The sequence below is a fragment of the Streptomyces narbonensis genome (assembly GCF_014649015.1).
Taxonomy (GTDB): domain Bacteria; phylum Actinomycetota; class Actinomycetes; order Streptomycetales; family Streptomycetaceae; genus Streptomyces; species Streptomyces narbonensis.
Window position 1 is genome coordinate 66,601 of sequence record NZ_BMSF01000019.1, and the last position, 12,178, is coordinate 78,778.

The following is a 12,178-nucleotide window of genomic DNA, read 5'->3' on the forward strand; positions in this document are numbered from 1 at the left end:
ACCACCGCACGGCACGACCCGACATGATCCCTTCGGGTGGCGGGCGAGCGCGCCGCCCCGTGCGGCGGGGCATCCCCTGGTAGCCGTAGGGCCAGTCCTCCGGAAAGGCCTGGCCCATGCCGCTCGTCCGAAACCGCCCGCCCCGCGCGCGGTGGCTCCGCGCCGCCGTCCTCGTCGCCGCCTCGACAGGGCTCGTCGCCGCCGCCCTGCCCGCCCCGGCGCCGCTCGGCATCGGCGACCCGCTCTTCCCGCACCTCGGCAACCCCGGCTACGACGTCCTCGCGTACGACCTCGACCTCACCTATCCGGGGGTCAACACGAAGCCGCTCGCCGCCGTGACCAGGATCGACGCCCTCGCCACCGCGGACCTGGAGCGGCTCAACCTCGACTTCACCCACGGGACCGTGTCCGCCGTCACCGTCGACGACATCCCGGCCGCGTACACCAGCAGCGGCGAGGACCTGATCGTCACCCCCGTCGTGCCGATCGACTCCGGCGAGCAGATCGAGATCACCGTCACCCACACCAGCGACCCCACAGGACCCGCCGACACCGGCGGCTGGGTGCGCACCGGCGACGGCCTGGCCATGGCCAACCAGGCGGATGCCGCCCACCGGGTCTTTCCCTCCAACGACCACCCCGCCGACAAGGCGTACTTCACCTTCCGGATCACCGCCCCCAGCGCGCTCACCGCCGTCGCCAACGGCCTGCCCGCCGGCCGCGTCGACCACGGCGCCACCACCACCTGGACGTACCGCACACGCCACCCCATGGCCACGGAACTCGCCCAGGTCTCCATCGGCAGCTCCACCGTCGTGCACCGGACCGGTCCCCGTGGCCTGCCCGTGCGGGACGTGGTGCGGACCGCCGACCGGGAGCTGATGGAGCCCTGGCTCCGCAAGACACCGGGCCAGCTGGAGTGGATGGAGAGGCAGGTCGGCCCGTACCCCTTCGAGACGTACGGCGTGCTCGTCGCCGACGCCGACACGGGCTTCGAGTTGGAGACGCAGACGCTCTCCCTCTTCGAGCGCGGCCTCTTCACGAAGCCGGGCTACCCGGAGTGGTATGTCGACTCGATCATGGTCCACGAGCTGGCCCACCAGTGGTTCGGCGACAGCGTCTCGCCCCGCACCTGGTCCGACCTCTGGCTCAACGAAGGACACGCGAGCTGGTACGAGGCCCTCTACGCGGAGGAGAAGGCCGGCAAGTCCATGGAGCGGCGCATGAAGGCGGCCTACGCGGCCTCCGACGGGTGGCGGGCCGACGGCGGTCCGCCCGCCGCACCCGAGCCGCCCTCGCCAGGCCACAAGATCAGCCTCTTCCGGCCCGTCGTGTACGACGGCAGCGCCCTCGTCCTCTACGCCCTCCGGCAGGAGATCGGCACCGAGGCCTTCGGGCGCCTGGAGCGGCGCTGGGTCGCCGACCACCGGGACTCCACGGCCACCACCGCCGACTTCACGGCACTGGCCGGCGAGATCGCGGGACGGGACCTCACCGCCTTCTTCCGTGACTGGCTGTACGCGGCGAAGACGCCGCCCATGCCCGGGCACCCCGACTGGCGCTCCCGCCCGGTCGAGGCCGTCAGGACGGCGGCGAAACCCGGGTGACGGGCGCGGGCGGGCCGTGCCACCATCGTCAGGTCGGCGACGCGGCCGGGGCCGGGAATCTTCCGGTGCCGTCACGCGTTGCGACGGATACAGAACCAACCTCGTCGCTGTCAGGCGACGTCATTTCGACGTAAGGACCCAATGACCTCCTCTTCTTCCCCTTCCCAGGACGAGCAGCGCTTCGCGGAGACGAACCGTACCGAGAGCCTTCGGGCCGATGCCCTGATGGAAGAGGACGTCGCCTGGAGCCACGAGATCGACGGAGAGCGGGACGGCGACCAGTTCGACCGCTCCGAGCGTGCGGCCCTGCGTCGCGTCGCGGGCCTCTCCACCGAGCTCGAGGACGTCACCGAGGTCGAGTACCGCCAGCTGCGCCTCGAGCGCGTCGTGCTGGTCGGCGTCTGGACCTCGGGGACCGTGCAGGACGCGGAGAACTCCCTGGCGGAGCTCGCGGCCCTCGCCGAGACGGCGGGCGCCCTTGTGCTCGACGGCGTGATCCAGCGCCGTGACAAGCCGGACCCGGCGACCTTCATCGGCTCCGGCAAGGCGCGCGAACTGCGCGACATCGTGGTCGAGACCGGCGCCGACACCGTCGTCTGTGACGGCGAGCTCAGCCCTGGCCAGCTCATCGCCCTCGAAGACGTCGTCAAGGTGAAGGTGGTCGACCGGACCGCCCTCATCCTCGACATCTTCGCCCAGCACGCCAAGTCCCGAGAGGGCAAGGCGCAGGTCGCGCTCGCGCAGATGCAGTACATGCTGCCGCGGCTGCGAGGCTGGGGTCAGTCGCTGTCCCGTCAGATGGGTGGCGGCGGCGGTGGCGGCATGGCCACCCGTGGTCCCGGTGAGACCAAGATCGAGACCGACCGGCGCCGCATCCGCGAGAAGATGGCGAAGATGCGCCGGGAGATCGCGGAGATGAAGACCGGCCGCGACATCAAGCGGCAGGAGCGCCGGCGCAACAAGGTCCCGTCGGTCGCCATCGCCGGATACACCAACGCGGGCAAGTCCTCCCTGCTCAACCGCCTCACCGGGGCGGGCGTGCTCGTGGAGAACGCCCTGTTCGCCACCCTCGACCCGACCGTGCGCCGGGCCGAGACGCCCACCGGCCGGGTCTACACCCTGGCCGACACCGTCGGCTTCGTCCGGCACCTGCCGCACCACCTGGTCGAGGCGTTCCGCTCCACCATGGAGGAGGTCGGGGACTCCGACCTCATCCTGCACGTCGTGGACGGCTCCCACCCGGCTCCGGAGGAGCAGCTGGCCGCCGTGCGCGAGGTCTTCCGGGACGTCGGCGCGGTGAACGTCAAGGAGATCGTCGTCGTCAACAAGGCGGACGCGGCGGACCCGCTGGTTCTCCAGCGTCTGCTGCGGATGGAGAAGCACTCCATCGCCGTCTCGGCCCGTTCGGGCCAGGGCATCGAGCAGCTGCTCGCGCTCATCGACGCCGAACTGCCGCGCCCCGAGGTCGAGCTCGAAGCCCTCGTGCCGTACACGCACGGCGGTCTCGTCTCGCGGGTGCACGCCGAGGGCGAGGTGGAGTCCGAGGAACACACCCCGGAGGGCACCCTGCTGAAGGCCCGGGTGCACGAGGAGCTGGCGGCGATGCTCGCGCCGTACGTTCCCGCCGCGCACTGACCCACGGCCGACGATCACAGAGGGCGCTGCCCCTTCCCCCGGCGGGGAGGGGGCAGCGCCCTCTGTCGTGATGCCGTGTCGTGCGCGGTGTCCCTCGGTCAGCGGGCGAACTTCTTGCTGACCATCTCGTGGGCCGCCTTGGCGCCCTTGCCCAACTGCGGTCCGGCGAGCCAGCCGTTGCCGCCGGCCGGGCCGATCGACGTGTTCGACACGAGGGCCGTCTTCCCGTTCGGAAGGACACGGAACCAGCCGCCGCCCGAGGAACCGGCGGTCATCGTGCAGCCGATCCGGTACATCGTCGGCGTGGCCGGGGCCGTCGTGAGCCGCGTCGCGCGGTCGAGGCACTTGTGCATGATCAGCCCGTTGTACGGCGGAGCCTGCGGGTAGCCCCAGGCGCCCATCGTCCCGGCCTGCGCGGCCGTCGGCGCGGAGAAGTCGACCGGCAGCGCGGCGCCGACGGTCTCCTCCAGTGACTTGCCGCCCCGCTCGGGCTGCACGTGCAGCACGGCGTAGTCGTACGGCCAGGCCTGGTTCGAACCGCCGCGCTGGATCCAGTCACCCGAGGTCACCGCCCAGTCGGCCCAGTACTGGCCGTAGGGCGCGATCTCGTGCGGTTGCGCGTTGCGCAGGGCGGAGGGCGACTTGCCGAGGTCGTTGTAGGCCGGCACGAAGGTGATGTTGCGGTACCAGCCGCCGCGCTGGCCGGCGTGGACGCAGTGCCCGGCCGTCCAGACCATGTTGGACTTCCCGGGTCGGCGCGGGTCCTTCACGATGGTGCCGGAGCAGACCATGTGTCCCTCGGGCGAGTCGAAGAAGATCTTCCCGACCGGGGCCGCGTTGCGGTGGTACGGCGTCTTCTCGCGCTGCGCGTTGACGGGCCGGGGCGTCGGGTCGGTGCCGTTCGTGCCGGCCTGCGCGGTGATCGTCTGGTCCGGGCTCTTCGCCGACTGCATGCGCGTCGGGTCCCAGAGGCCGTCGATCACCGGGTTGACGAAGTCCTCGGCCTCACGGAGCCAGGTCGCCCGGTCCCAGTTCTTCCACTCGCCGTCCTTCCACTTGTCCAGGTCGACGCCGTGCTTCTTGAGCTTGTCGGCGAGGTCCTTGGCGAGGTCATCGCCGCTACCGGCGCCGTCGGCGGCGGGCGCGGAGCTGCTCGCCCCCGTGGCCGGCGCGTCGGCGGCCGGGGTCTCGGTGGGGCCGCAGGCCGTGGCGGTCAGCGCGAGCGCCGTGGCCACGCCGAGAGCGGCGGATATGAGTCGTACAGAACGCATGACGTGCATTCCCCCTATGAGGTGTTCCGCGTCCGGGACGTGAGCTGTCGGCCGGACATGGGAGGAGGCGGGACCCATGGGCCCCGCCTCCGTGCCGTGCCTACTGCCCGGCGTACTTCTTGCTGACCTCGTCGAAGATCGCCTTGGCCTCGGGTCCGAGTCGCGGACCCGCGAGCCAGCCGGCCGTCGCCGGGCCGATCGAGGTGTTCGACACCAGCGCCGGCTTGCCGTCGCTGCCCTGGGCCACCCAGCCACCACCGGACGAACCACCGGTCATGGTGCAGCCGATCCGGTACATCGTCGGCTGCTCCGCCTTCAGGGACAGCCGACCCGGCTTGTCCTGGCACTGGAACATCTTCTGGCCGTCGAACGGCGGCGCGGCCGGGTAACCGGTCGCCGTCATGCTCGCGATCTTCGGCACGGCCGGCGCGTTGAAGTCCACCGGAAGCGCCGAACCGACCGTCTCCTCCAGCGACTTGCCCGAGCCGCCCTTCTCCGGGGTCACCTGGATGACCGCGAAGTCGTACGGGGCCCCGGCGCCGCCCGTGGACGCGCCCTCGGCGATCCACTGGTCGGAGGTCTTGACCCAGTCCGCCCACCACACGCCGTAGGGCGCGATCTGCTCCCGCGTCGCCTTTTCCAGGTCGGAGGTGGGAAGCGCGGAGTCGTTGTAGGACGGCACGAAGGCGATGTTGCGGTACCAGCCGCCCTTCTGGCCCTTGTGCACGCAGTGTCCGGCCGTCCAGACCATGTTGGACTTGCCCGGGTGGGCCGGGTCCTGCACCACGGTGGCCGAGCAGACCATCGAGCCCTCGGGGCCGTCGAAGAAGACCTTTCCGGCCTCGGCGGCGTTCCCGTGGTACTTCGGGGCGACGGCCTTCGCCTTGACCGCGGCCGGAGTCGGGTCGGTGACACCCTCGTCACCCGAGATGTCCTCCTCCTCGACCGGCTTGTCGGGGCGCTCGGCGTCCCGCATGCGGTCCGGGTCCCAGAGGTCCTCGATGATCGGGTTGACGAAGTCCTTGGCCTCACGGAGCCACTTGTCGCGGTCCCAGTTCTTCCACTCGCCGTCGCGCCACTTGTCCAGGTCGATCCCGTGTTCCTTCAGGCGCTCCTTCAGGTCCTCCGGAATCTTGATCTTGTCGGCCGGGATCAGGCTCGTGGGCGCGCTGGGCTTGTCTCCCGCGTTCTCCTCCGTCGGGCCGCAGGCCGTCGCGGTGAGCGTCAGCGCAGCGACGGCGGAAGCCGCCATCAGCAGCGGACGAATCGATCGCATCTCGTGATCCCCCTGGGACTACATATTTGTGTGTGCAATGGGTGAACGGCGGTCGCGTCCTCACGGACGGCGACCGACGGCCCCCAACTATGTCGGTGCCGGAGGGGACGGTACCCGCCCCGCCGCCGGTTCCGACTGTCGTTAAGCCGTTGCCGTGCCGTGATCCGGGACACGCCAAGTTCTTGCCACCGGCCCGTGATCCCCGGCAGTTCCCGTCGTTGGTACGTACGGGGGACACAACGAAGGCGTTCAGGACGGCTCTTGAGGCGCTCCACGACGTCCTGATGTGCAACGCAACCGTTACAGCGGGAGGACACCGAGCCGTGGCCGTGACCGAATCAGCTCCTGCCGTCGCACCGGCCGCGCACGTGCGGAACACGACGGGCGACGCGCCGGACCAGGGCGGAGGGTACGAGGCGATCCTGCGCCGCCAGTCGCAGCGCGAGTCCGCCGCTCGCACCTACGCCCGCTCCCTGCCGATCGTCCCCGTGCGGGCCCGCGGCCTGACCATCGAGGGCGCCGACGGCCGCCGTTACCTCGACTGCCTCTCCGGCGCCGGGACCCTCGCCCTCGGCCACAACCACCCCGTCGTCCTGGAGGCGATCAGAAAGGTCCTCGACTCGGGCGCCCCGCTCCACGTCCTCGACCTCGCCACCCCCCTCAAGGACGCCTTCACCTCGGAGCTGTTCGCCACCCTGCCGGCCGAACTCGCCGACGACGCCCGCATCCAGTTCTGCGGACCGGCCGGCACGGACGCCGTCGAGGCGGCCCTCAAACTCGTCCGCACCGCCACCGGCCGTGACGGACTCCTCGCCTTCACCGGCGCCTACCACGGCATGACGGCCGGAGCCCTGTCCGCCTCCGGCGGAGCGACCGACGTCCGCGTGACCCGGCTGCCCTACCCGCAGCAGTACCGCTGCCCCTTCGGCGTCGGCGGCGACCGAGGCCCCGAACTCGCCGCCCGCTGGACCGAGAGCGTCCTCGACGATCCCAAGAGCGGCGTCACCACCCCCGGCGGAATGATCGTCGAAGCCGTCCAGGGCGAAGGCGGGGTCATCCCGGCCCCCGACGACTGGATGCGCCGGATGCGCCGGATCACCGCCGACCGCTCCATCCCGCTCGTCGTCGACGAGGTCCAGACCGGCGTCGGCCGCACCGGCGCCTTCTGGGCCGTCGAGCACAGCGGCGTCGTGCCCGACGTGATGGTCCTCTCCAAGGCCATCGGCGGCTCCCTCCCGCTTGCCGTCATCGTCTACCGGTCCGAGCTCGACGCCTGGGAACCCGGCGCGCACGCCGGCACGTTCCGCGGCAACCAGCTCGCCATGGCCGCTGGAACGGCCACCCTCGCGTACGTCCGCGAGAACAAGCTCGCCGAACGGGCCGGCATCCTCGGCGCCCGTATCCTCGGCCAACTCCAGGGCCTCGCCGCCGCCCACCCCTGCGTCGGCGACGTCCGCGGCCGAGGCCTGATGATCGGCGTCGAACTCGTCGACCCCGAAGCGGCCGGCCCGGACGACCCGGTCCCGCCCGCCGCCCCTGCCCTGGCCTTCGCCGTCCAACAGGAGTGCCTCGCCCGCGGACTCATCGTCGAACTCGGCGGCCGCCACTCCGCGGTGGTCCGGCTCCTGCCCCCGCTCACCCTCACCGACGAGCAGGCCACCGCGGTCCTCGACCGCTTCGCCGACGCCCTGGCCGCGGCCGAACGGGCCCACACCCCCACGACGGGCGCCCTCCGGACCATCCCCGGACCGTCCCACTGACCCCGGACCGCCCCCGGCCCCACCCCAAGGAACCCCCGTGAACGCCACCCCCAGCTCCCCGGCGACCGAGACCACCGCACCCCTCGCCGTCGAGGAACCGACCGTCCCGCGCCAGCACATCGGACCGTACGACCCGCGGCCGCCCCGCCCGGCCGCCGTCGCAACCACCGCGCCCGACCCCCTGGACGACCCCGACCCGCAGCGCGCCGCCGACGTGGCCACCGTCGAGAACCTGCTCCGCTGCTGGATCCGGGAGAGGAACATCCCCGCCCCCGACTCCAGCACCCTGCGCGTCCCTCTCGACGCCAGCGGCACCGCCCTCCTCGTTCCCGTCCGCTACTGGTCGGCCACCGGCTGGCACCGCTTCGGCGCACCCTCCCTCGAAGGCCTCCCGGCCACCGCGCCCACCGCCGACGCCGTCACCGTCGCCGCCCTGCTCAGCCGCGAGACCGGCCGCCCCGAAGGCACCGAACTCGTCGGCCGGGTCGCCGACTCCGCCCGGCGCACCGCCGACTTCCTCAGCGAGAGCCGCCGCGATCCCCACCCCCACCCGGACGCCGACCTCTTCCTCGCCGCCGAACAGTCCCTGCTGCTCGGCCACCCCCTGCACCCCACCCCCAAGAGCCGCGAAGGACTCTCCGAGGCCGAGGCCCGGCTCTACTCACCCGAACTCCACGGCTCCTTCCCCCTCCACTGGGTCGCCGTCGACCCCACCGTCCTCGGCTCCGACTCCGCCTGGACCGAGCAGGGCCGCCATGTCACCGCGGAACAGCTCACCGCCGGCCTCGCCGAGGGCCTTCCCCTCCCGGCCGGCACCGCACCCCTTCCCCTGCACCCCTGGCAGGCCCGCGAGCTCCTGCACCGCCCCGACGTCCGCGAACTCCTCGACGCCGGCCTCCTCCACGACCTCGGCCTCCACGGCAGCCCCTGGCACCCCACCTCCTCGGTCCGCACCGTGCACCGCCCGGGAGCCCGAGCCATGCTCAAGCTCTCCCTCGGCCTGCGCATCACCAACTCCCGCCGAGAGAACCTCCGCAAGGAACTCCACCGAGGCGTCGAGGTCCACCGGCTCCTGCGCACCGGCCTCGTCGACGAGTGGCAGGCAGCCCACCCCGGCTTCGACATCGTCCGCGACCCCGCCTGGCTCGCCGTGAACGCCCCGGACGGCACCCCCGTCCCCGGACTCGACGTCATGATCCGCCACAACCCCTTCGGGCCCAGCGACGACGCCGTCTGCATCGCCTCCCTCACCACCCCCCGCCCCTGGCTCGGCGCCACCACCATGCGCTCCCGGCTCGCCGACATCATCGGCAGGCTCTCCACCCGCACCGGCCGCCCCACCACGGCCGTCGCCGCCGAGTGGTTCCTCCGCTACCTCGACCAGGTCGTCCGCCCCATCCTCTGGCTCGACGGACACGCCGGCATCGCCCTGGAGGCCCACCAGCAGAACACCCTGGTGCTCCTGGACCAGGACGGCTGGCCCGTCGGCGGCCGCTACCGCGACAACCAGGGCTACTACTTCCGCGAGTCCCACCGCGCCGAGCTGGAGAGCCGGCTCCCCGGCATCGGCGCCGACAGCGACACCTTCGTCTCCGACCAGGTCACCGACGAGCGCTTCGCCTACTACCTCGGCATCAACAACGTCCTCGGCCTGATCGGCGCCTTCGGTGCCCAGCACCTCGCCGACGAGCGCGTCCTTCTCGCCGCCCTCCGCAGCTTCCTCACCTCCGCCACGAGCCTGGGCTCACCCCTGCCGCACCGACTCCTGGAGGCCGCGACCCTGCGCAGCAAGGCCAACCTCCTCACCCGCCTGCACGGCCTCGACGAGCTCGTCGGGCCGGTCGACACCCAGTCCGTCTACGTCACCGTCACCAACCCCCTCCGCACGTGAACCCACCGTCGGAGCACCCGCCCCGAACACTCCGTCGAGAGGAGAGCGACACCGTGCCACCCACAAACCCCCCGGCACATTCCCTGGGGGACGACACCCTCGACCTCAGGGTCGACGACCTCGTCGCCCTCCTCGCCGCCGGGAACCCGTCACCGAGTCCGGACGGCGACATCACCGCCGCCGACCTCCCCGACGGCGACTCCTCCGATCGCCACCAAACCGACGGAGACCTCCTCGACTCCGTCGCCGACTGGGCCCCGACCGCCACCCGATTCGGCGCCTTCCAGCTCGTACCCGTACACCCCGACCGCGACCTGCCACTGATCGCGCGGTGGATGAACGCCCCCGCGGTCGCCGCCTTCTGGGAGCTCGCGGGCCCCGAGACCGTGACCGCCGAGCACCTCCGCACCCAGCTCCAGGGCGACGGCCGCAGCGTCCCCTGCCTCGGCGTCCTCGACGACGTGCCCATGAGCTATTTCGAGCTCTACCGCGCCGACCTCGACCCGCTCGCCAGGCACTATCCGGCCCGCCCCCACGACACCGGTATCCATCTCCTCGTCGGAGGCGCCACCGACCGCGGTCGGGGCGTCGGGACCGCCCTCCTGCGCGCCGTCGCCGAACTCGTCCTCGACCACCGCCCCCGATGCACCCGGGTCGTCGCCGAACCGGACATCCGCAACACCCCCTCCGTCTCGGCCTTCCTCCGCGCCGGCTTCCGCAACACGGCGGAAGTCGACCTCCCCGACAAACGAGCCGCGCTCATGATCCGCGACCGCCCCCTTCGTCACTCTCTGTGAAAACCCCTCTGCCTTACATACACCGCTCGACCCACAGCGGTTCCCACCCCGAGGAGTCCTCGTGTCGACGTCCCCTGCACCCCACGACTCCGCACAGCCCGGCACGCCCCTCCCCACCACGCCGCCCCCCGAGCTGCTCGCGCCCCCCGAGCTGACCTCCGCCACCTGGACCCGGGTGTCCGCCCGCCTCCTCGCCAAGGCCCTCGGCGAGTTCGCCTACGAGGAGATCGTCGAACCGGTCCCGGTCGACGACGGAGAGCCCGACCAGCACGCCCTCACGCTCGACGACGGCACCACGCTCACCTTCCGCGCCCGCCGCGGCGCCTACGGAAGCTGGCGCGTCGAGGCCGACTCGATCAGCCACGAGGGCCGGCCCATGACCGACCCCCTCGACTTCCTGGTCCGCGCCCGCGGACTCCTCCGGCTCGACGGCGCCACCCTCGGCCACCTCATCCGCGAACTCTCCGCCACCCTCACCGCCGACGCCCGCCTCGACCGCACGGCGCTCACCGCCGACCGGCTCGCCGACCTCTCCTACGCCGACCTCGAAGGCCACCAGACCGGCCACCCCTGGCTCGTCCTCAACAAGGGCCGCATCGGCTTCTCCGCCACCGACGCGGCCCGCTGGGCCCCCGAGGCCCGCCGTGCCACCCGGCTGCCGTGGATCGCCGTCAGCAACCGCATCGCCGCCTACCGGGGCGTCGCCGGCCTCGAAACACCCGACCGCCTCTACGCCCAGGAACTGGACCCGGAGGTCCACGCCGCCTTCCGCGCCGAGCTCGCCGCCCGCGGCCACGAACCCGACGGCTACCTCCTGCTGCCCGTCCACCCCTGGCAGTGGGACGAGGTCCTGCTCCCGCTCTACGCCCCGGCCGTGGCCGCGGGCACCGTCGTTCCACTCTCTGCCGACGGCGACCTCCGCCTGCCCCAGCAGTCCGTCCGTACCTTCCTCAACACCAGCCGACCCGACCGCCACACCGTCAAGCTCCCGCTGTCGGTGCTCAACACGCTCGTCTGGCGCGGCCTGCCCACCGAGCGGACCGTCGCCGCCCCCGCCGTGACCGCCTGGGTCCAAGGACTGCGCGACGGCGACGCGTTCCTGCGGGACGAGTGCGGAGTGATCCTCCTCGGCGAGGTCGCATCCGTCACCGTCGAGCACCCCCTCTACGACCGGCTGCCCGAAGTCCCGTACCAGTACAAGGAACTCCTCGGCGCGATCTGGCGCGAGCCGCTCCGACTGCCCCCCGGCGAGCGCGCCCGGACCCTCGCCTCACTCCTCCACACCGATCCGAACGGGCGCGCCTTCGTCGCGGAGCTCGTCGAGCGGTCGGGACTCGCTCCCGCCGTCTGGCTCCAGCACCTCTTCGGCGCCCTGCTGCCCCCGCTGCTGCACTTCCTCTACCGGTACGGCACGGTCTTCTCGCCGCACGGCGAGAACGCGATCGTCGTCTGCGACGGAGAGGACGTCCCCGTACGTCTGGCGATCAAGGACTTCGTCGACGACGTGAACGTCAGCGCCCAGCCGCTCCCCGAGCACGACACCATGCCGGGCGACGTCCGCTCGGTGCTGCTCACCGAGGAACCCGACTTCCTCACCCAGTTCATCCAATCGGGGCTCTTCGTCGGTGTCTTCCGCTACCTGGCGCCGCTCTGCGAGGAACAACTGGCCTTCCCCGAGACGGAATTCTGGTCCCTCGTCCGAGCGGAGATCCTGCGCCACCAGGCGCGCTTCCCCGAGCTGAAGGAACGGTTCGAGCTCTTCGACCTCCTCACGCCCCGGATCGAGCGGCTCTGCCTCAACCGCAACCGTCTGCATCTGGACGGCTACCGCGACCGGCCCGAGCGCCCGCACGCGGCCGTCCACGGGACCGTCCCCAACCCGCTCGCGTGAGGCGTGCGCGTGACCGGGCTGTCAGTGCCGCCCCGTAGGCTGGAAGCGCT

General features: G+C 71.9%; 8 protein-coding genes. 6 read left to right on the forward strand and 2 right to left on the reverse strand.

Translation table 11 applies throughout. The annotated features are described in order from the left end of the window. Positions 1-116 precede the first annotated feature (116 nt). On the forward strand, positions 117-1,607 hold the full coding sequence (locus IE124_RS29070; protein WP_189511988.1) for a M1 family metallopeptidase: 1,491 nt from the start codon (positions 117-119) through the stop codon (positions 1,605-1,607). Between the two features lie 141 nt (positions 1,608-1,748). Further along, complete coding sequence (hflX, locus tag IE124_RS29075; protein WP_189511990.1) at positions 1,749-3,242, forward strand: GTPase HflX; 1,494 nt, start codon at positions 1,749-1,751, stop codon at positions 3,240-3,242. A 98-nt stretch (positions 3,243-3,340) separates the two neighbouring features. Here hflX and IE124_RS29080 read toward each other — a convergent pair whose 3' ends face one another. Continuing rightward, positions 3,341-4,513 (reverse strand): trypsin-like serine peptidase, encoded by a 1,173-nt coding sequence (locus IE124_RS29080; protein WP_189511992.1) that lies wholly within the window; start codon positions 4,511-4,513, stop codon positions 3,341-3,343. Positions 4,514-4,613: 100 nt separating this feature from the next. Then, a complete protein-coding gene (locus tag IE124_RS29085) occupies positions 4,614-5,789 on the reverse strand; it encodes a trypsin-like serine peptidase (protein ID WP_189511994.1) in 1,176 nt (391 codons plus the stop codon). 323 nt (positions 5,790-6,112) lie between these two features. Here IE124_RS29085 and IE124_RS29090 point away from each other — a divergent pair, with 323 nt between their 5' ends. The 4 genes from IE124_RS29090 to IE124_RS29105 all read left to right on the forward strand — a co-directional run bounded on the left by IE124_RS29090 (position 6,113) and on the right by IE124_RS29105 (position 12,128). Continuing rightward, the gene (locus tag IE124_RS29090) at positions 6,113-7,549 is read left to right on the forward strand and encodes a diaminobutyrate--2-oxoglutarate transaminase family protein (protein ID WP_189511996.1); all 1,437 of its coding nucleotides are present in this window, start codon (positions 6,113-6,115) and stop codon (positions 7,547-7,549) included. Between the two features lie 37 nt (positions 7,550-7,586). Beyond that, positions 7,587-9,440, forward strand: a complete 1,854-nt coding sequence (locus IE124_RS29095) for an IucA/IucC family protein (RefSeq protein WP_189511998.1) — start codon at positions 7,587-7,589, stop codon at positions 9,438-9,440. 53 nt (positions 9,441-9,493) lie between these two features. Beyond that, entirely contained in the window at positions 9,494-10,237 is a 744-nt protein-coding gene (locus tag IE124_RS29100) for a GNAT family N-acetyltransferase (RefSeq protein WP_189512000.1), read from the forward strand. A gap of 61 nt (positions 10,238-10,298) precedes the next feature. Next, entirely contained in the window at positions 10,299-12,128 is a 1,830-nt protein-coding gene (locus IE124_RS29105; protein ID WP_370468835.1) for an IucA/IucC family protein, read from the forward strand. Positions 12,129-12,178: the final 50 nt, after the last annotated feature.

Coding starts and splice junctions, on each gene's coding strand:
- IE124_RS29070 (WP_189511988.1), top strand. CDS start 117: ATGCCGCTCGTCCGAAACCGCCCGCCCCGCGCGCGGTGGCTCCGCGCC.
- IE124_RS29080 (WP_189511992.1), bottom strand. CDS start 4,513: ATGCGTTCTGTACGACTCATATCCGCCGCTCTCGGCGTGGCCACGGCG.
- IE124_RS29085 (WP_189511994.1), bottom strand. CDS start 5,789: ATGCGATCGATTCGTCCGCTGCTGATGGCGGCTTCCGCCGTCGCTGCG.
- hflX (WP_189511990.1), top strand. CDS start 1,749: ATGACCTCCTCTTCTTCCCCTTCCCAGGACGAGCAGCGCTTCGCGGAG.